This window comes from Pseudomonas syringae pv. tagetis (assembly GCF_022557255.1).
GTDB classification, from domain to species: domain Bacteria; phylum Pseudomonadota; class Gammaproteobacteria; order Pseudomonadales; family Pseudomonadaceae; genus Aquipseudomonas; species Aquipseudomonas caricapapayae.
In genome coordinates, this window is sequence record NZ_CP092923.1 from 2234838 (window position 1) to 2255948 (window position 21111).

Genomic DNA, 21111 nt, shown 5'->3' on the forward strand with positions numbered 1-21111 from the left:
TTCGCGGACAAGTCCGCTCCCACAAAAGTGGGCTGCCCCCAAAAGACCTGTTTATAACTATAACTGGTCAGAGTCGGGCTGTTAAAAGTCGCCGCGCAGGGTCAGGACGTAGTTGCGTGGGTCGCCGTAGTAATTGCCGCGGTCGATGTCGCCGGTCGCCTTGTAGTACTTGCGATCCAGCAGGTTGTTGCCATTGAGCGCCACCGACCAGTGTTCATCGATCTTCCACGAGGCCCGTGCGTCCCAGATGGCGCGGCCAGGGTTGTCGATGGGCTGGGTTGACTGGTGTTCCGAGTAGCCGCTCTGTGCCGACACTCCGCCGCCTATGGTCAGTCGACGCCAGGTACCGGGCAGGTTGTAGCTGCTGGACAGGCGCAACATGTGCCGGGGTGTTTCGGCGGAGACGGGCTGGCCGTCGCTGCCGCGTGTGATGTTGAACGTGTACCCGGCCAGGGTCTGCAGGCCCGGTAGCGGCTCGCCACTGATTTCCATGTCGACACCCTTGCTGCGCCGGATGTCGCCGTTCAGGTAGCAAGTGCCATACGCGTCGTTGCCAGGACACTGGCCAGCGTTGCCCTCATCCTCGATGGCCACGTCTTTCTGTTTCACGTAAAACACCGCCAGTGACACGTTCAGGCGCTTGTCGAACAGCTCGCCCTTGATGCCGGTTTCATGACTGGCCCCGATAGCCGGATCAAGCAAAGCGCCGGATGCCGTTCGATAAGCGCTTTGTGGCAGGAAAATATCGGTGTAGCTGGCGTACCACGACCACTCTTTGTCCAGATCGTAGATCACACCCACGAACGGCGTGACCTGATTGGCCTCCTGAGCGCGAGTGGTCACGCCTGCGGACTGGCTCTGATAGTCATACCAGCTTATTCGCCCGCCCGTTACCAGGCTCAATGATTCCGTCAGGCTCAGACGCAGGTTGCTGTAAACGCCATAGCGCTTGTCGCTGTAGTCGGTGCTGCGCCAGGCCGGTCGGGCAGGTTCGGCGAGGGCATGGTGGTCGGCGTTGAAAATGTCCAGCGGCTGATTGGCATTCACCGTGGCATATCGGGAATCGCGTTTCTGCTCGGACCAGTTGCCGCCGAGCGTCAATTGATGCGTCAGGCCAAAGGCGTCGAAATGGCCATCAAGATGGCTGTCGAACCCGTTGCTGTGAATGTCGTCCGAGCGAAACAATGTTCTGACCAGTCGCGAGCCGCTCTGGGTCGCAGGGTCGATGGCCCCCTGTGCGTAGGCGACCTTCTGGTCAAATGTACCGTCAGAGTGGGTGGCAGACAGTGTGCCGCTCCAGCGCTCGTCAAAACGTGTTTCCAGCTCAGTGAATACTTCGTCGGTACGGGTCTGGTGACGGTTCCAGTCCTGGGCCAGCGACGTGGAGCGTGGCAGGTCGAGCGCCTTGCCAGTGCTGTAGCGGGGCAGGCCGAAAATCGAAAAACCGTGGGTATCTGCACTCTGGTGGCGCAGGCCCAGTGTAAGTGTGGTGTCTTCGCTCAGGTCGGTTTCCAGAATGCCGTACAGCAACGGCGCAGTCTTTTTCATACCGTCCATGAACATGCCGCGGTCTTCGTAGGACGTCACGAAACGTCCGCGAACGCTGCCTGAGTCGTTGAGTTTACTGCTGCCATCCAGATCGACCCGGTAGTTGTCCCAACTGCCCGCACGCGTGGTAATCGAGAGCTGTGGCAGGGTGGTGGGTCGTTTGCGTACCAGATTCACCGCGCCGCCGGGGTTGCCCGCGCCGATCAGCAGCCCCGCCGCGCCGCGCAGCACCTCGACGCGGTCGTAGATTTCCATATCCGGGGTCATCCAGCCGGTCACGCTGTAGCCCTGACCGGCCACGCCATCGATGGTGTAGCTCTCGTCCTCCAGGGCAAAGCCGCGTGAGCTGAAGACATGAGAGCCGAAGTTGCGTTGCGAAAAGGTGATACCGGGCGTTTGCGCCATCACCTCGTCAAGACCGGTGAGGTTCTTGTCGTTCATCAACTGACGGGTCATGACCGTGACCGATTGCGGGGTTTCGCGCAGCGATTGAGCGGTCTTGTTGATGCTCACGCCGGTCGCGGCATAGGCACCGCTGCCCTCGGTGGTGATACCGAATTGATCGCCCTTGATTGCCACCGGTCCGAGGTTCATGGTTTGTGCAGAGGCAGAAGCACCCAGGGTCAGGGTGTTGTCTTCAAGGCTGTGCGCTACGTCGGCTTTTTTCAGCAGGTCGATGGCCGCCTGTTCAGGCGTGAGCCTGCCGCGCACCGGGCTGCTGAACTTGCCGTCCACATCATCGGGGTTGTAGAGAATTTGCAGATCGCCTTGTCGCCCCAGTTCTTTCAGAGCGCTGTTCAGGGCTTGTGCGGGGATATCGAACTCGAATTCTTCAGCCAGCGCCTCGCCCTGAAAAACCATTGCCAGCAACAGCCCCACGCCGCCCAGACGCAAGCCGAGCGTTTTCACGCGGCCTGTGCGTAGACGGCTGAAGGATGATTGCATGGGAGGGATGGCTCGTTGAGATCAATGGCGAAGGATAATGCATTTGCGGCAGCTTGGTCGCGTGCAGAGCGCTGTGTCACGAACCGAGACAGCTCCGACACGCGGAGCATGAGCACGGTAGTGTCTCTCCGGATACCTGTCGTTGCGAACGCTCCAGCGTGGGAGTGCCGTTCGTGACGCTCTGCGTCACAAAATTTACCCTGCACCACACGCCCCGGATCGGACGCAGAGCGTCCGCAAAGGCATGCCCACGCGGAGCATGGGCACGATGGTGTTCTCCCGGATGCCTGTCCTCGCGCACCCTCCAGCGAGGGCGCGACCGTGGCAGGTGGACTCAGATCAGAAATCGCCCCGCAAGGTCAGGACGTAGCTGCGCGGTTCGCCGTAGACGTTGGACCGGTCGGTGGCGATCGAGGTGGAGTAGTACTTGCGGTCAAACAGGTTCTCGGCGTTGAGTGACACTTTCCAGTTTTCGTCCAGTTTCCACGACGCTCTGGCGTCCCAGACGGCTTTGCCGGAAACGCCCAGCTGTTTGTTGGATGGCACTTCATAGCCCGAATCCGCCGAGACACCGGTGCCCAGGGTCAGACGGTTCCATGCACCGGGCAGGTTGTAGCTGGTGTTGAGGCGCAGCATGTGTTTCGGCGTTTCGTAGGCGACATCCGCGTCACCGTTGTTGCGCAGCATGTTGTAGGTGTAACCGCCGAACACTTGCAGCCCCGGCAGCACTTCGCCACTGGCTTCGACATCGACGCCTTTGCTGCGACTGATGCCATCCTGCAGGTAGCAGGAGCCGTCAGAGCTTGTCGGACATGTCTGGGTGGTGTTCACGTCCAGAGCGGCGACATCTTTCTGCTTGATGTAGAACAGCGCCATCGACAGGTTCATGCGCTTGTCGAACAGCTCACCCTTGAAGCCTGTTTCGTAGTTGGAACCTATGGCCGGGTCCAGCGGCGAGCCGCCTGCGGTTACATAGTTGGCTTGCGGGGTGAAAATATCGGCATAGCTGGCGTACCACGACCAGTTGTCGTTGATATCGTAGATCAGGCCCGCAAACGGTGTGAATTCCTGAGTCTGCTTGGATTCGTAACTGTTTGCCGCACCGGTCTTGACGTCGTATTTATAGTCGTACCAGCTCAGGCGGCTGCCCAGAACTACGCTCAAAGGCTCGCTCAGGTGAATACGCGTGTTGGCGTACAGGCCTGCGCGTTCTTCGGTCGTGTCGATGTCGGTTGTCCAGGCCGGACGAGCTGGTTTGGCGAACGCACTCTGGTTGACGTCGAAAATGTTGATCGCGGATCGGGTGGGTGCAGTAGCCTGATGCGTATTGGCGTTCTGCTTCGACCAGTCGGCGCCCAAGGTCACCTGATGCTCGAGGCCGAAAGCGTTGAAGTTACCTTCCAGTTGAGTGTTCAGGCCGGTGCTGTCCACTTCGTCTCTGCGAAAAAGTGTGTTCTGAAAGGTCGAGCCTGCCAGCGTCGTAGGGTTGACTGCTCCCCGCGCGTAAGCGATAGCCTGATCAAACCCGCCCTGCGAATACGTCAAAGAGGTGCGGCTGGTCCAGTCCTCATTGAAGCGATGCGCAACTTCGGTAAAGACCTCGGTCATGTCGCTCTCGAGACGGTTCCACTTCTGCGCCAGGTTGGTCGAGCGCGACAGACCCAGCGACTGACCGTTGCTGTAACGCGGCAGGCCGTAGATCGAGTAGCCGTTGATGACCTGTTCCTGACGACGCAGGCTCATGGTCAGTGTGGTGTCATCGCTCAGGTCCGCCTCGACGATGCCATACAGCAGCGGAGTGCGGCTGTCGCGACCGTCCAGATAAGAGCCGCTGTCATCGTAGGCTGCGACCATGCGCCCGCGCAGCGTGCCGGAGTCGTTGAGCTTGCCGCTGCCGTCCAGATCGACACGGTACTGATCCCACGAACCGGCACGGGTAGTGATCGAGAATTTGTTCTCGGCGGTCGGGCGTTTGCGCACCAGGTTGACTGCGCCACCCGGCTGACCGGCCCCGACCAGAAGGCCTGATGCACCGCGCAGTACCTCCACGCGGTCATAGATGGCCATGTCCGGCTGCATCCAGCCGGTGATCTGATAGCCCTGGCCGCCAATGCCGTCGACCAGGAAGCTTTCCGCCAGCAGCGAGAAGCCGCGCGAGGTGTACACGTGACCGCCGAAGTTGCGGTACTGGAACGTGATGCCCGGCGTGTCTTCCAGCACCTCGCTTAGACTGTTGAGGTTGTTGTCGTCCATGACTTGCCGAGTCAACACGCTCACCGATTGCGGTGTTTCACGCAATGACTGCGGCGCACCCTTGCCGATGCTGACCGCACCGGTGGTGTAAGAACCCGTGCCGTCGGTGGCTGTGCCCAGGTACTGCGAGTCGATTGCAGTCGGGGCCAGATTGACCGTGCCCGTCGTGGTCGAACCGTCTGCGGCAGTTTCCTGTGCCTGGCCGGCCACCGGCATGCAGAGCGCCAGACTCATGGCCGCCATGGATGGCCGGGAGCGGAACATCTGACGGAGCATCAACGCTTTGCTGAGCGGGGTAAGTCGTGACGGGTTGTGCATGAATTGGCTCTTTCCAGTGGGTATCGGCAAGGAGATTGAGAGCGTTGTTCAGGTCTGCGCAGTCGGTTTCAGCCGTCGACCGGGCAGGCGTGATCAACTTTTTTATAAGGCGTTGCGCGGGAGATGGCTGTGCACGCAATTCGCTGTTAATGAGAACGAAAGCGAATAACGTTTATTTAATGAATTTTTCACAAATCCCGAAAAAAGATGGCTCTTGGCTATCCGGCTTGATCAGGCAGGGTCTGCCATACAGGAAAAAGCCCCGCTCGCGGACTGACCGGGCGGGGCTTTAAAGGCGTGGATGAATCAGGCCGAAATGGTTTTGCCGTGGATGTCGTTGTGAACCTGCTCGACCTGGATCTGGCCGGTCTGCATGCGCACCAGTTGATCGGCGATGTCGAAATAGCGGTCGTCATGGGAAATGACGATGATGGTCTTGCCCTGCTGCTTCAGCTCGGGCAGCAGTTCGGTGTAGAACACGCGGCGGAACGCCGGATCCTGGTCGGCGGCCCACTCGTCGAACACCAGCACCTGACGCTCGTCCAGCCAGGCGTTGATCAGCGCCAGACGTTTGCGCTGCCCGGTCGACAGGTCGGTGGTGGTAAACGCGCCGTCCTTGATGCTTACCTTGTGCGCGATGTCCAGTCGCTCCAGGTATTTGCCCGCGTCTTCCGGCAGCGCGGCCTCGCCCTGCAGTGGCTCGTCGAACAGGTAGTAGTCGGCAAAAATCGTGGTGAACAACTGGCGGTAGTCGTCCAGGTTTTCCGGGCTGACGGTCTTGCCGTTGAGGCGGATCTCGCCCTGCTGCGGCGTGTACAGGCCCAGCAGCAGCTTGATCAGCGTGGTCTTGCCACAGCCGTTCTCACCGACGATGAACACGATATCGCCCTGTTTGATGCTCAGGTTGACCGGGCCGAGGTGGAAGGCGTCGCCGCCCTCGACAGGCGGGTAGTCATAGCGCAGGTTGCACAGCTCAAGCGTATGCATATTGGCCAGCGAGCTGGGACGGTCGCTGACCAGCAAGTGCGGCTCGGGGCTGGAGAACTTCCACGAAAGCTCGGCAATGCGGCGCATGGCGATCTGCGCGCGGCTGATGCCGGGCAGGGCGGTAATCAGACGCTCCAGCGGCCCTTTCATGTACAGCATCACCAGCACGAAGCCGCCCAGCACGGTCTTTTCGGTTGTGGGCCAGAGCGCCTGAAAGGCAATGGCCATGCCGATCACGGCAAAGAACAGCATTGAGCCGAAGGTTTCGGCACTGACAAAAATGTTCGCGGCACGAATGTTCGAGCGGCAGATGTGCTCGGTGGCACCGTGAATCTTTTCGTCGAGCATGTGCTGACGGCGCTTGCGCTGAATGCGCAACTCCTTGGCTCCTGCGGACAGGGCCTGGTAGTGCTTCTGCAACTCGTCCTCGCTGTTGCGTGCGGCCAGAATGCTGCGCATGCCGAATGCATGAGCCAGGTACTGTGCGCCCGTGCCGAGTACCACGGTCAGTACCGTCAGCGCCAGAATCTGCCAGGACAGCAGCGCCAGATAGGTCAGGCAGCCGAGCGTTACAGTGAACGAGATGACCATCGGCGCGACCGACAGGGCAAAGGTGCTGATGGTGTTGACGTCGTTGAGCAGCACCGGAATCAGGCGGTGCGCGCGATACCGCTCGAGTTGCTCGATGGGCGCGACCAGCACCTTGGCGGCCAGCTCGCGGCGCAGGTTGGCAACGACTCGCTGGCCGACGTAGTTGGTCGACAGATTGGACAGTGTCGAACAGGCCAGGGTCAGCACGCACAAGCCGGCGAACAGCAGCGCGGTATGCGTGTCAGGACCGCCGGGCATGTTCATCGCATTGTTGATGGTGGCCAGCAGGCCGGTGACGCTCAGGCCGCTGACGATCCCCAGCACGGTTGACAGCGCCACCAGCCACCAGAACGGCTTGAGGATTCTCAGGGTTTCCCGGGCGAGGCTTTCAGTTTTGCGGGTCATGGTGTGTCTCGTCAGTGTCCGTGAATGCGGCCCGCGCTGGTCGCAGGCCACAGGCGCGCATGAAGTCCGTCAAAGGTCGCGGGCGACCCGGAAACCCAGCCAGTCGCCGCGGACATCCGGCTGACGGCTGTTGCGGTTGCCGGAGCGGGAGAAGATCGGCGCTTCGGTCCAGTCATTGCCGCGAATCATTTTCCAGGTGCAATCACCGGCCAGCCATGCGCTGCCATCGGTGGGTGCGCCGTTGTAATTGCTGGTCTCGCAATCGGCCGTCCATTCATAAACGTTGCCGTGGGCGTCGTAGATGCCGAAATCGTTGGGGCTGTAGCTGCCAGCGGGTGCCGTGTAGCTGAAACCGTCTTCCGGGCCGTAGGTGTTGGCGTGTCTGGCGATGCTGTAGGGCTTGCCTTCGTCCATCGGGAACGGGAACGAGCCCTTGCTGCCGCCGCGTGCCGCGTATTCGCGCTGGGCCTCGCTGACCATGTGGTAGGACTTGCCGGTCTTTTTCGACAGCCATTCGACATAGGCTTTGGCTTCGTTCCAGTCCATGCATACGGCAGGCTGGCGAGCACCGAGTGGATAGCGAGGCTTGCCAGCCTTACACTCGCGTCCTGGCCGGGTATCGCCATCCGGCATCGTGTAGCCGGAGCTCTTGATATAGGCATTCCACTCGCCGCTCAGCACCTGAAAACGGCTGATGGCGAAGGGTTTGGCGAAGGTCACGTCATGCAGCGGACCTTCGTCCGGTTGACGACCCAGTTCCTCTTCGGGCGCACCCATGGTGAAGGTGCCTGCAGGCAGCACGACCATCTCCGGGCAGTCCTTGCAGTCCTTGAACACCTTGCCGGGGGCGGGCGTCGGCGTGGCGGCGAGAGCGGCGTCGCAGAGCAGCAGGCCGAGCACGGCGGAAAGGGACAGCAGTGTTGTTTTCATGACGGGTCTCGATAGGAAACGGAAAAACAGTTGATTCTGTGCATGCGCATCAGGCGCGCTGGCTGAGCAGGGCCATGAAACGATCGATTTCGGCCTCGTTGTTCAGCAATCCTGGCGCGGTGCGTACCACGGGGCCGACGTCGCGGCTTACTGCGTCGACGACCATGCGTTGTTTCATCAGCCAGGCAGCCACTTCGTCGCAGGACTGGCCCTTGAGGCGGAAGAAGCTGAAACCCGCCGAGAGTGCAGGGTCCATGGGCGTCACCAGTTCGACGCCGGGCTGAGCCTTGAGGCGCTGCTTGAGGTAGCCGTTGAGCTCATGAATACGTGCCTGCACGTCAGCCTTGCCCAGTTGCAGGTGCAGCTTGAACGCCTCGTTCAGTGCCCACCGGTGTTCGAACGAGTGATAGCCTCCGGGCGTCATGATCGTGCTGAAGCCGGTGGCTTCCGAGAACGTGGGGATCAGCGGCGTGACGTCTTTCACCTGCTCCGAGCGTGCGCAGACGATGCCGGTGCCGCGCGGGCCAAACAGCCACTTGTGGGTGCCGGCGACATAGAAGTCACACTTCATGTCCGGGAAATCCAGGTTCTCGACGCCGAACCCGTGCACGCCGTCGACCACATACAGAATGCGGTCCTTGTCGTCGCGGTTGCGGTTGTGTTCTTCGACCAGATCGCCGATGGCACCGATCGGCAGTTTCACCCCGCTGCCGGACTGGACCCAGGTCATGCCCAATACCCGCGTCTTCGGCTGAATGCTGCGTGCGATGGAGCCGATGATTTCGTCCGCCGAGACCGTTGCCGGGTCTTTGAACAGACGGATCTTGCGTACCTGGGTACCTTCGCGCTGCTGGCGGAACTTGAGGATGTCGCGGGTGCAGGAATGCTCGTGCTCGGTGGTCAGGATCTCTTGATCCGGGCGCACATGAACACCACCGTAAATGATCGCCAGCCCCTCGGTGGTGCTGCCGGTCAGGGCGATCTGGCCGGGTTGGGCGTTCAGGTATTTGCCTGCCCAGACACGAACCTCATGTTCGCGCCGTTCGGTTTCCCCCAAATCCCAGTCCATGGCCAGGCCCGGGTTGCGGTCGATATGCGCGCGATGCGCTTCGATCGCGTCGCGGACCGGTTTGGGGTGCGAGGTGACCAGAAAGTTGGAAAGGTGGACGTAGTCCGGGTCCTGATCGAAGAGCTGCTTCAAGCGCACCCATTTGTCTGCTGATGCCGATGCGGGTGCCGCCGTGATGGCCGCGGACGCAAGTCCTGAGCCCAGTGGCAAGACTGCAGCCACCACTCCGGCCTGTTTGAGGAACGTTCTGCGATCAGTCATGAGCGATATTGCCTGATGGTCGGTTAGAGGCGTCTGAAAGGGTCATTGTCTGGCCGCCGGCTGTGCCGACGCCTGCACCTGTTCCCAGACGCGCAGAAAATTGCCGCCCCAGAGCTTGGTGATGTCTGCTTCCGCGTAACCGCGCTCGATCAGCTCGGCCGTCACGTTGCGGATTTCGCTGACATCGTTGAAGCCTTTTACGCCGCCGCCGTCGTTGAAGTCGGAGCTGATGCCGACATGGTCGATGCCGATTTTGCGGACGGTGTAATCGATGGCGTCGACGAAGTCCTTGACCGTGGCTTTGGGTTCTTCCTCGAGAATCGCGTACAGCTTGCTGGCGTAGGCACCAAAGCGCTGCTCCGGCCAGACCGTGATGATCGGGTCGCCGGGCATCAGCGCCATGGCCAGATTCGGCAGTGGCGGCAGGTCGAAGTCCTTGCGCAGGGCGTTGAGCTTGTCCTGGGTCTTCTGGCTCAACGGCTTCAGATAGGCCGGGAACGCCACGATCTGCACCACGCCGCCACTGCGCTTGATGAGCTGCATTTCTTCGTCACTGAGGTTGCGCGGGATGTCCACCAGCGCACGTGGTGCCGAATGCGACGCGACCATCGGCGTGCGGCTCAACTGGCTGACCTGTTCCAGCGCCTTGCTCGACATCTGCGACACATCGATGATCACGCCCAGGTCGTTGAGGCGCTGCACGGCCTGCTTGCCGATTTCCGACAGGCCGCCCAGTGCATCGGGCGTGTCGTTGAGAAAGGGCAGGGGGCGCGAAGAGTCGGCCCAGCTGTTATTGCCCACGTAACTGAAACCGAACATGCGCATGCCGCGCGCTGTCCAGTGGTCCAGCAGGCTCAGGTCATTGCCCAGCGGGTAGGCATTGAGCATGCTGATGAAGATCGCAAATTTGCCTTCGCCGTGCAGGCGGCGAATGTCGTCGGGGGTGTAGGCGATGCCGACCTGATTGGGGAAATCACGAACCATGCCGGTGATGATCCTGTAGCGCACTTCCTGCTGATGGCGTGCTTCATCGACAAAGCCGGGCGTCGGACGATGCGGCGCGTTGTCGCCGTTCCAGATTTCCGGCCAGCCGAACACCGTCAGGGCTGCGCCGGACAAGCGTCCGCGTGCGGTTTTTACCAGGTCGAACTGCCCTGAGCCGTCCTTGTCGGCTTCGTTGCCCTCGCTGCCGAATTTCATCGGCACCGTGATGTGACTGTCGAAGGAAATGATCCGCTCTTGCAGGTCGTCGGCCTGTTTCATGACCTTGACCGGGTAGCCGGCCGGCGACCAGTAGTTCCAGGCAAGAAAGCCCGCGCCTGCACTGATGGCCAGAGCCAGTGGCAGGCCGATGAAGAGAGCCTTTTTCCAACGCGGTCTTGTCATTTCCGTCTCGTCTGGTTAACCGTTGCGCAGCCTGCAAGGGCCGTTGCTATCTGGTGGAGAACGAGCGGATAGGCAAAAAATTTAGCGCAAGGTGGTGGATGCGGGCGACGCGCTAAATTTGTCTGTCGGGTTTACGTTCTAGCTTGGATAAGGCTGTCTCGGTGCTGGAACAGGTAGGGTAATGACGATTTCTCGACGAGGGTTCATAGCGGGTCTGGCGCTGACCGGCGCGGCAGTTCCGGCGGCTTATTACGCGCATCGGGAACTCACGCGGGTCGACGAGCCCGTGACGCCGGGCGAAGCTACGGCCGGGCCTGCCGATACCGCTACTCAGCGCCTGGCCGACAAGCTGCGTGGCGTGTGGACCCTGCGTTTCGAGGGGCGCGATGCCGGGCTGGCCGGTGCACCGCTCGACGGTCTGGAAATGTTTCTCGACATTGCCCCGCGCGGTCGCGCCCTGCGCGGTTACATCGATACGGCTGAGCACCTGCGCAGCGATGCGCTGCCGCGTTTTCGGGTAATCGGCGACCTGCAGCCGGCCAATGCGGCAAAGCTCTATCTGCGGGTCATTGACGGTCATGCCGGCGACGATCCGCACAGCGATACCCCGGATTACGAATTCAGCCTGACCCTCGATGAGGTCTGGGGTGCGTTCGGCAACGCGGGCAGCGGCACCTTGAGCGGGCGTATCGAACGTCTGGACCGGCCGTTGGCTCTGCCGGAGCTGGAAAACCGCCTGATCGCGATCAAACAGGTGTTTCCCGAGGCGCGCGAACGGGTCGGTCTGAGTCCACCGTTTCTGGCCTGGCTGGTTTCCAGAGAGCACCGCCTGTTTCATCAACTGTGGCATGCCTCCCGGGACAAATGGCACAAGCTGCCCGAAGACAAGCGTGACGCCCTGCGCGGGATCGGCTGGCAGCCGGGGCCGCGCGCGAACGAGCGCGATGCCCGTGGCCCGCACAAGGATCGTAACGGGTCGGGCGAGGACTTCTTTTATATGCACCGGCACATGCTGATTCAGGCGCGCCGGATTCAGGACCTGCCGTCATGGCCGCGTTTTCCGTTGCCGCAGCCTGAGCTGGAGCGCGATCGCCTTGGCTTTGCCCGCTATTTCGATAACCACGACGGTTGTTCACTGCCGCCAGACTGGCTGGCGCACGGTGACGAGGAATACACCCAACTGGTCAGTGATATCAAAAGCCATGAGACGTTTCATACGCATTTTCAGGTCTGGGAGTCGCAGTATCGCGATCCGCGCTTTCTGTCGAGGCTGACCCTTGGCCAGTTTGGCTCGCAGGTCGAGCTGGAGCTGCATGACTGGCTGCATATGCGCTGGGCATCGGTGGCCCGCGATCCCGCCAACGGCCAGCCGGTGCCGATGGCACGTCGCTCGGATGATTTCGCCGAGCGCTGGTTCGAGCCTGAAAACGACTTTCTGGCCGATCCTTTTTCGTCGCATGTGAATCCTGTGTTCTGGATGTTTCACGGCTGGATCGACGACCGCATCGACGACTGGTTCCGTGCTCACGAGCGCTTTCATCCCGGCGAGGTGAAGCGCCTTGATGTCAACGGCGTGCCCTGGTTCGCTCCGGGTCGTTGGGTTGAAGTCAGTGATCCGTGGCTGGGTCCGGACACTCACGGTTGCAGCACTGTGCCGGGACAGATCGCCGGCAAGACCATGGAAATGGACCCGGAAGTCATGAAGCTCGCGCTGCGCATCACGTTTGCGGCGGATGACAAACTGAGCAACCTGCTGCGCCGCGTGCCGCGCCGGCCCTGGTATGCGCGCAATCTGTTGCCGGACAGGTGGTTTTAGCGAGCGGCAGTGGAGGTTATCGTTCCCAGCGCTCCGGCTTGGGAATGCAGCTCGCGACGCTCAACTGCGCAAAGAGGACGCGAAGCGTCCCGAACGGCATGCGACGCAGAGCGCCGCACGATAGTGGTGGTGGGATTATCGTTCCGCACGCTCCAGCGTGGGAATGCAGTTCACGACGCTCTGCGTCGCAAAGAGGGCGCGGAGCGTCCCGAACGGCATGCGACGCAGATCGCCGCACGATGGTGGTGGTGGGATTATCGTTCCGCACGCTCCAGCGTGGGAATGCAGCTCGCGACGCTCAACTGCGCAAAGAGGACGCGAAGCGTCCCGAACGGCATGCGACGCAGAGCGCCGCACGATAGTGGTGGTGGGATTACCGTTCCGCACGCTCCAGCGTGGGAATGCAGCTCGCGACGCTCTGCGTCGCAAAGAGGACGCGGAGCGTCCCGAACGGCATGCGACGCAGAGCGCCGCACGATGGTGGTGCGATTATCGTTCCGCACGCTCCAGCGTGGGAATGCAGCTCGCGACGCTCTGCGTCGCAAAGAGGACGCGGAGCGTCCCGAACGGCATGTGACGCAGAGCGCCGCACGATAGTGGTGGTGGGATTATCGTTCCGCACGCTCCAGCGTGGGAATGCAGTTCACGACGCTCTGCGTCGCAAAGAGGACGCGGAGCGTCCCGAACGGCACGCGACGCAGAGCGCCGCACGATGGTGGTGGTGGGATTATCGTTCCGCACGCTCCAGCGTGGGAATGCAGCTCGCGACGCTCAACTGCGCAAAGAGGACGCGGAGCGTCCCGAACGGCATTCGACGCAGAGCGCCACACGATAGTGGTGGTGGGATTATTGTTCCGCACGCTCCAGCGTGGGAATGCAGTTCACGACGCTCTGCGTCGCAAAGAGGACGCGGAGCGTCCCGAACGGCATGCGACGCAGAGCGCCGCACGATAGTGGTGGTGCGATTATCGTTCCGCACGCTCCAGCGTGGGAATGCAGCTCGCGGCGCTCTGCCTCGCAAAGAGGATGCGGAGCGTCCCGAACGGCGTGCGACGCGGAGCGCCGCACGATAGTGGTGAGAGTATTGTTCCTTGCGTGACGCTCAGCGCACCTGCCAGCCGCCGCCCAGCGCTTTGTACAGTGCGATGCTCGCCTGCACCCGTGCCAGCCGTAACTGCACGCTCACGTCCTGCGCCAGGTACAGCGTGCGTTGGGTTTCCAGTACCGTCAGTAAGTCCTCGGCACCTTCTTCATAGCGGCTCTGGGCGATGTTGAAGGCGGTTTGCGCCTGTTTGAGTTCTTCTTCGTGCCAGTAGCGCTGCTGGTCCAGTCCGCTGATGCTGTTCAGGGCTTTTTCCACGTCGGCGAAGCTGTTGACGATCGCGCCGCGATAGATTTCCAGCAGTTCTTCCTGGCGTGCCGTCGCTTTGTCGCGTTCGGCACTTAGACGACCATTGTTGAAGATCGGTCCTACCAGGCCGGCAGCCAGGCTACTGAACGGCGCACGCAGCCAGTCTTCGGCGCGGGTGGTTTCGGTGCCCAGCCTGGCGCTCAGGGTCAGTTTGGGCAGCATGGCGGCGCGGGCGACGGTAACATTGGCCTGTGCCGCCGCCAGTTCAGCCTCGGCCTTGGCGAGGTCAGGGCGACGGGTCAACAGATCGCTGGGCAGGCCGGGGCCAATGTCCGGCCAATTCAGGGTGTCGAAGGGCTGATCGCCAAGGTGCAGGTTCTGCACGGGCTGACCGAGCAACGCTGCCAGAGTGATCAACTGATCGTTGGCCAGTTGCTGAACGCGTGGCAGTTCGCGCTGTTGGGTCGCGACCAGATTCTTCTGCTGCGCCAGTTCCAGTGCAGTGGCCGAGCCTGATTCATAGCGCGTCTGCACCAGGCGCAGCACGCTTTGCGCGTTGGCCAGATTCAGCCCGGCAATCCGGCCTTGCTCGCGTGCCGCCAGAGTTTGCGCATAACGGTCGGCGACGTTGCCGAGCAGTGTCAGTTGTACAGTCGCCTGATCGAACTCGCTGGCCCGCAGGCTTTGGAGCGCGCTGGCCCGTCCGGCTGCGATACCGCCCCAGAAGTCCACTTCATAGCTGGCGGTCAGGTCACTGGTGAAGTTGTTGGTGTTGTTGTCGTCGGAAGGGTTGGCCTTGCGGTCGCTGTTGCGCACGAACTTGTTACGTTCGCCGCGCAGGTCAAACGCCAGTTCAGGGAGCAATGGCGCGCCGCCGATGACAGCGCTTGCCTGAGCCTGACGCACGCGTGCCATTGCTGCAGCGACTTCGTGGCTGTCGCGACTGGCTTGCTCGATCAGACGATTCAATTGCGGGCTGCCGAACTGCTGCCACCAGCGGGCATCGCTGCGCTGGGCGGCAGCGCTCTTGGCAAACGCCCAGCTTGCAGGTGGCTGAATGCCGCCGTCCAGGCGCGGGGCAGGGGTATTGCAGGCGCTCAGTAGCAGGCAGACCGTCAAAAGGGAAAGGCTCGGCTTCATTGATTGATCATTCACTGGTGAGGGCCGCAACCGGGTCGAGCCGGGCAGCTTTGCGGGCAGGCATGAAACCGAAGATCACGCCGGTGACCAGCGCGCAGGCAAATGCTCCGGCCACGGCGGGTACAGTGAACGCAACGGCCACCTTGCTCAGCAACAGCGCGGCGCCCATGCCCAGTGCAAGCACGATACCGGCCAGCCCGCCGACCACGGAAAGCATGACCGCTTCGGTAAGGAACTGCCGCAGGATGTCGCTCTGCCGTGCGCCTGTGGCCATGCGGATGCCTATTTCACGGGTGCGTTCACGCACGGTCATGAGCATGATGTTCATCACACCGATGCCACCGACCAGCAACGAGATGGCAGCAATCGACCCGAGCATCAGCGACAGCGTGTTCTGGGTGCGTGCTTCGGCCTGGATCATTGCCGCGTTGTTGGTCAGCTCGTAATCCTGTTTGCCGTTATGCAAGCGTTGCAGCAGGTTGCGGATCGCCTGTTCGGCCTGTCTGACATTGTTGGCATCGCGGGTGGCGATGGTGATGTACTCGGGATCTTGCGAGCCAAACAGGCGGATGCTGGCTGCCGAGTAGGGAATGGCAATGCGGTTGTCGCTGTCCAGATCGCCCGACGTAGCACCTTTCTCCTGAAGTACGCCGACCACTTGAAAGGGTACGTTTTCGATCAGAATGTACTGGCCTAAAGGGTCGGCATGCTCGCCAAACAGTTTCTGCCGAACTTTGTAACCGATGACTGCCACGGCCGCTGCGCTTTGTTCGTCCGCTTCGCTGAAGTAACTGCCTTCCACTACGGGCCAGTTGAATATCGCCGGAAAGTGCGTGTCGTTGCCGCCGACGTAGCTGGAGTGATCGACGTTGCCGTAGCGCACTCCGGCCTGTCCGCCATTGACCGGCATGATCATTTTGACTTCGGGCAACTCGCCCAGCGCCGCGACTTCCTCAAGCGTGATGATGCCCTTGGGCGCGCGCGGGTTGGGGGCCTTGCCGTTGAGGTAAATGATGTTGGAACCAAACGAGGACATCTGCGCCATGACCTGGCGTTTGCTGCCTTCGCCAACGGCCAGCATGACCACCACAGAAGCAACGCCGATGACGATGCCCAGCAGCGTCAGTGCGGTCCGAAAACGGTTGATCCACATAACTCGCCAGGCCGCTTGAAGTGCGTCGAGCAGTTCGCCTTTCCAGGCGCCTCGGTTGCCGCTGCCCTCGTTCAGGCGCTTGCGCAGATCGACCGCCTGCAGCGCAGCGGGGTTGGCTGACAGCGGTCCGGACAGATCGCGGGCGGTGTCGCTGACCACCAGGCCGTCGCTGATCTCGATGACCCGGTTGGCGCGGGCGGCGACTTCCCGGTCATGGGTGATCAGGATCACCACGTGACCCTGGCTGGCCAGTTCGTCCAGCAGCGTCATCACCTCCGCGCCGCTGTGACTGTCCAGCGCGCCGGTGGGTTCGTCGGCGAGGATGATATGTCCGCCATTCATCAGTGCGCGCGCGATGGACACCCGTTGCTGTTGACCGCCGGATAACTGGTGCGGGCGATTGCCGGTGCGCGACGCCAGGCCTAGCCGGTCGAGCAGGGCCGCGGCTCGGGCGTGGCGCTCTGCGGCGGGCATACCGGCGTAGATCGCCGGCATCTCGACGTTTTCCTGTGCCGAGCCGGACGGGATCAGGTGATAGCCCTGAAACACGAAGCCGAACGCCTCACGGCGCAGCCAGGCGAGTTCGTCGCTGCCCAGCTCGGCGACATTCTCTCCGGCGAACAGGTATTCGCCCGACGTCGGGCGATCCAGACAGCCGAGAATGTTCATCAATGTCGACTTGCCGGAGCCGGAGGCGCCGACAATCGCCACGAATTCGCCTGCGTGGATCGACAGATCGATACCGCGCAGCACGTTGACCAGCGGGCTGTCGCCACCGCCGTAGGATTTGCGGATGGCGCGCAGGTCAATCATTGGCGTGTGCATTCAGCCCCCGCTGCCGACAGAGGAAGGCAGCAGCAGGCGATCGCCTTCATTCAATCCGTCGAGAACCTGCACGCGCAGGCGGTCGCTGATGCCGGTGCGTACCTGACGGTCGTGCACATCACCATTGGCGGATAGCACCTGCGCGGTCTGCACATCGGTCTGCGGTCCGCTTCGCAGCGCTGCCAACGGCGCGGTGAGGGTATTCTGTGCGCTGCCGGCGACGAAGAATATCTGTGCGGTCATTTCTGCCATCAGCGCCTGATCGCTGTTGTCGACGTCCAGCAGTACGGTGTACAGCACGACCCGGCCGCCGCCGCTCTTGCGCGCACTGCTCGGGCTGCCGCCGCCCTGATTGGCCTGATCCAGCGGCCTGGGCGGCACTGGCAGGATCTGCCGCACGGTGCTGCTCCAGCGCCGATTGCCGCCGCTCAGGGTAGTGAAATAGGCGGTCATGCCGGGTTTGACATGGCCGATATCGGCTTCCGAGACTTCAGCCCAGACCGTCATCGGCGACAATCGGGCGATGCGCAGAATCAGCGGCGTCTGTTGTTGCGCGTTCAGTGTCTGACCTTCGCGGGCATCCAGCGCGACCACCGTGCCGCTCATGGGTGCATAGATGCGCGTATAGCCCAGCGCGGCCTCGTCACTGCGCAGCGCTGCCTGGGCTTCGAGGATCTGCGCCTTGAACATGTCGACCCGTGCCTGAGTGGCGCGGAATTCAGACTCCGCAGCCTGCACATCCTCGGCCCGCGTTGCCCCGCCTGCCGCCAGGCGCTTCTGACGCTGCTGCTTCTGTTCGGCCAGTTCATGCAGCGCGCGCTGTTCCTGAAGCTGGGCCTTGAGGTTTTCAATGGCATAACGCGCGGCGTCCAGCCTGGCTTTTTGCGTCGACGGATCGATTTCTACCAGCAAGTCGCCTTCCTTGACCTGATCACCGACCTGCGCATGGATTTTCATGATCTGCCCGGTGGCCTGTGAGCCGACGTCCACATAGCTGCGGGGTTGCAAGGTGCCCAGCGCAGTGACGCTGTTCTCGATATTGCTGCGGGTCACCGTGACGGTCGATGCAGGGTCCTTGCTGTCAGGCATGATCTGCCAGGCACACACAGCGATGACCGGGAACAGGCACAGCGCCAACAGAAGGGCGCGTCGAGGATGGCGAGAGCGTTTCATGCAGGTTCCTGCGTGGGAAAAATCAGCCGGTCGACGGACCAGGGCTGCAGAACGGCTCTTTATAGAGAGCTGCCCTTTAAACGAGGGATGGAGGCGGGAATTTAGCGTCGACAGCAGGTTGCAGTGCGCGGGTAAATTTCGACCCTGAGCTTCGTTTAAGGGGAGCGGCTAATTCGGGTCGTCTCGTCGAGTTGGAGTCAGCGTGATTATTTCCAGACCCCTGTGCAGTTTTGTCTTTGCAGGTCTTTCCTTCGTGCTGGTATCGCCCGCGCATGCCCTGGTTGGCGATGATCGTCAGGCCGCCAGCGCCGAGATCCGGCGTACCGCTTTTGGCGTGCCGCATATCGTCGCGGCCAATGAGCGTGGCCTGGGTTACGGCATCGGCTATGCCTATGCACAGGACAACCTGTGCCTGCTGGCCAATGAGATTGTCACCGTCAACGGCGAGCGTTCGCGCTATTTCGGGCCGGACAAGGCGACCCTTGAACAGCGCAGTAACATGGCCAGCGACCTGTTGTTCAAGTGGCTCAATGCGCCCGAGGCGCTGGCAGATTTCTGGAAAGCGCAGCCGCTCGAGATTCGCCAATTGATGCAGGGCTATGTCGCGGGTTACAACCGTTCGCTGGCTGAACAGAAAACCACGGGGTTGCCGCAACCGTGTGCCGCCGAGTGGGTTCGGCCGATCACGACTGATGATCTTGTGCGCCTGACTCGTCGCTTGCTGGTCGAGGGCGGCGTGGGGCAATTCACCGAGGCGCTGGCCGGTGCCATGCCGCCTGCGCTGCAAAAGCCCGCTCAGGCCGGCCATCAGCAAGATCGGGCGCTGCAATTGGCCGCCCAGCGCAACCAGCACTTCGCTCTGGAGCGCGGCAGCAACGCCGTGGCGATAGGGCACGATCTGTCTGCCAACGGGCGCGGCATGCTCTTGGCCAACCCGCATTTTCCATGGGGCGGTGGCATGCGCTTCTATCAAATGCACCTGACTATTCCTGGCAGGCTCGACGTGATGGGTGCGGCGTTGCCGGGGCTGCCGCTGATCAATATAGGGTTCAACCGGCATCTGGCCTGGACCCATACCGTCGACACGTCGAAACACTTCACCTTGCATCGCTTGCAGCTCGACCCGAAGGACTCCACGCGTTACCTGCTGGATGGCCAATCGGTTGCGATGGGTCAGCAGCCGGTGAGTATCGAGGTGAAGCAGCCGGATGGCAGTTTCAAGTCTGTGCCGCGCATTGTCTATTCGTCGAGGTTCGGGCCGGTGGTGCGATGGCCAGGCAAGCTGGACTGGGACAGCAAGTTTGCCTACAGCCTGCGCGATGCCAATCTGGAAAACGACCGCGTGCTGCAGCAGTGGTATTCGATGGACAGGGCCGACAGCCTCAAGTCATTCGAGGAATCGGTCCACCGCCTTCAGGGTATTCCGTGGGTCAACACCCTGGCAGTCGATGCCAAAGGGCAGGCGCTGTACATGAACCTCTCGGTGGTGCCGAACGTTGACGCCGCCAGGCTCGCCAGGTGCAGTGATCCGCGCATCGGCACGGAGCTGATCGTACTCGACGGCTCACGCGGTGAGTGCAACTGGGAGGTCTCCGCCGATGCGGTACAGCCAGGCATCTATCCGTCCTCCCGCCAGCCGCAACTGTTGCGCAGCGACTTTGTGCAGCATTCCAACGACTCGGCCTGGATGGTCAATCCCGCCGCACCGCTGAAGGGCTTTTCGCCGCTGATCAGCCAGGACGGTCAGCCGCTGGGTCAGCGGGCGCGTTTTGCGCTGGATCGGCTGGGCAGCCTGCGGCAGGCTGGCAAAGTCAGCGTCGAAGACCTGCAGGCGATGGTCATGGACAACGAGGTGTATCAGGCCAGACAAGTGCTGCCGGATCTGCTCAAATTCTGTGCCTCGGAGCTGGGTGATGATACTGCTCGTCTGGCACCGTTGTGCGCTGCACTGAAAGACTGGGACGGACGGGCTGACCTGAACAGTGGCATCGGCTTCGTCTACTTCCAGAAGATCATGACGTCCATGCAGGCTGTTGCCTCGCGGTGGCGCGTTGCATTCGATCCGCAGGACCCGGCTCGTACGCCGAGCGGGCTGGCGATTGAAAACCCTTCTGTTGCCACCGCACTGCGCGCGGCCATGCTCGCAGCCGTCGATGAACTGACCAGGGCAGGCCTCTCGGCAGGCAGTAAATGGGGCGACATTCAGGTTTCCAGCATCAGCGGCAAGCAGATCCCGATTCACGGCGGTCCGGCCGGGCTCGGCGTCTACAACGCCATGCAAACGGTGGCCGGCAAGGACGGTAAGCGCGAGGTGGTCAGTGGCACCAGCTACCTGCAAGTGGTGTCGTTCGACGAGCAGGGCCCCAAGGCGCAGGGGTTACTGGCGTTCTCGGAATCGAGCAATCCACGGTCACCCCATTCAAGCGACCAGACTGAAGCGTTTTCAAAAAAGCAGTGGCAGGTATTGCCGTTCACTGAACAGCAGATCAAGGCTGATCCTGCGTATGAGGTGCAAGTGATAAGCGAAGAGGCTGATCGCTGAGAACGGCAAGCAAAGCGTTTGGGCCATGCGGCCCAAATGCGCTTGCCGGGAATCAGCCGCCGGGTGTATCGATATCGGCGTCAACGCCAGTGGTTGGCTGATGATTGCGCAAATCCTCGGTTTTTTCTTCCGGCTCATGGTCAGGTACATAGGCGCTGTCGCTGGTTGACTGGCTCTGCGACTGAGTCTGTGACTGGCTTGGGGAAGGCGTCTGGCCTTGGCTCTGGCCATTGCCCTTTTCAGTCTCGGGTTTGACGTCACCGACTTGCGGCTCGATTGCCGGATCGTTGCGGTCCGGGCCCGGGCTGGCAGGTGCGTCCTGATTTGGCGTGGGTTCTTTCTGACGTTGCGGTTCGATAGACATGAGTACCTCGATATCGGTTTCAGAAAATGTTCTGACACAGTTTCGAGGGGGCAC

At 61.7% G+C, this 21111-nt stretch carries 12 protein-coding genes; 2 read left to right on the forward strand and 10 right to left on the reverse strand.

Translation table 11 applies throughout. The features are described 5' to 3' along the window. Nucleotides 1-81: 81 nt before the first annotated feature. The 6 genes from MME58_RS10060 to pvdM all read right to left on the reverse strand — a co-directional run bounded on the left by MME58_RS10060 (nt 82) and on the right by pvdM (nt 10693). On the reverse strand, nt 82-2493 hold the full coding sequence (locus MME58_RS10060) for a TonB-dependent siderophore receptor (RefSeq protein ID WP_055005847.1): 2412 nt from the start codon (nt 2491-2493) through the stop codon (nt 82-84). Between the two features lie 339 nt (nt 2494-2832). Further along, nucleotides 2833-5064 carry a TonB-dependent siderophore receptor gene (locus MME58_RS10065; RefSeq protein ID WP_055005848.1) on the reverse strand — a complete coding sequence of 744 codons (2232 nt, stop codon included), beginning with the start codon at nt 5062-5064 and terminating at the stop codon, nt 2833-2835. 306 nt (nt 5065-5370) lie between these two features. Then, the gene (locus MME58_RS10070) at nt 5371-7047 is read right to left on the reverse strand and encodes a cyclic peptide export ABC transporter (RefSeq protein WP_055005849.1); all 1677 of its coding nucleotides are present in this window, start codon (nt 7045-7047) and stop codon (nt 5371-5373) included. 69 nt (nt 7048-7116) lie between these two features. Then, entirely contained in the window at nt 7117-7977 is an 861-nt protein-coding gene (gene pvdO / locus MME58_RS10075) for a dihydropyoverdine dehydrogenase (protein ID WP_054985906.1), read from the reverse strand. Between the two features lie 49 nt (nt 7978-8026). Then, the gene (pvdN, locus tag MME58_RS10080; RefSeq protein WP_055005850.1) at nt 8027-9307 is read right to left on the reverse strand and encodes a pyoverdine-tailoring periplasmic protein PvdN; all 1281 of its coding nucleotides are present in this window, start codon (nt 9305-9307) and stop codon (nt 8027-8029) included. A 42-nt stretch (nt 9308-9349) separates the two neighbouring features. After that, nucleotides 9350-10693 carry a pyoverdine-tailoring dipeptidase-like protein PvdM gene (gene pvdM / locus MME58_RS10085; protein WP_055005851.1) on the reverse strand — a complete coding sequence of 448 codons (1344 nt, stop codon included), beginning with the start codon at nt 10691-10693 and terminating at the stop codon, nt 9350-9352. Nucleotides 10694-10874: 181 nt separating this feature from the next. On the opposite strand from pvdM, the gene pvdP reads away from it, so the two are divergent. After that, nucleotides 10875-12509 carry a pyoverdine maturation tyrosinase PvdP gene (pvdP, locus tag MME58_RS10090; RefSeq protein WP_055005852.1) on the forward strand — a complete coding sequence of 545 codons (1635 nt, stop codon included), beginning with the start codon at nt 10875-10877 and terminating at the stop codon, nt 12507-12509. Between the two features lie 1102 nt (nt 12510-13611). Here the strand turns inward: pvdP and MME58_RS10095 are convergent. From MME58_RS10095 to MME58_RS10105, 3 genes are read right to left on the reverse strand one after another with little or no spacing between them, the layout of a single operon-like run. After that, nucleotides 13612-15000 carry an efflux transporter outer membrane subunit gene (locus MME58_RS10095; RefSeq protein WP_055005853.1) on the reverse strand — a complete coding sequence of 463 codons (1389 nt, stop codon included), beginning with the start codon at nt 14998-15000 and terminating at the stop codon, nt 13612-13614. Nucleotides 15001-15007: 7 nt separating this feature from the next. Beyond that, entirely contained in the window at nt 15008-16978 is a 1971-nt protein-coding gene (locus MME58_RS10100) for a MacB family efflux pump subunit (protein ID WP_055005854.1), read from the reverse strand. Further along, nucleotides 16979-18151 (reverse strand): efflux RND transporter periplasmic adaptor subunit, encoded by a 1173-nt coding sequence (locus MME58_RS10105; RefSeq protein ID WP_054986859.1) that lies wholly within the window; start codon nt 18149-18151, stop codon nt 16979-16981. 202 nt (nt 18152-18353) lie between these two features. Here MME58_RS10105 and pvdQ point away from each other — a divergent pair, with 202 nt between their 5' ends. Then, the gene (pvdQ, locus tag MME58_RS10110; protein ID WP_055005855.1) at nt 18354-20693 is read left to right on the forward strand and encodes a bifunctional acylase PvdQ; all 2340 of its coding nucleotides are present in this window, start codon (nt 18354-18356) and stop codon (nt 20691-20693) included. 52 nt (nt 20694-20745) lie between these two features. Here pvdQ and MME58_RS10115 read toward each other — a convergent pair whose 3' ends face one another. Beyond that, on the reverse strand, nt 20746-21057 hold the full coding sequence (locus MME58_RS10115) for a hypothetical protein (RefSeq protein WP_003407694.1): 312 nt from the start codon (nt 21055-21057) through the stop codon (nt 20746-20748). Nucleotides 21058-21111: the final 54 nt, after the last annotated feature.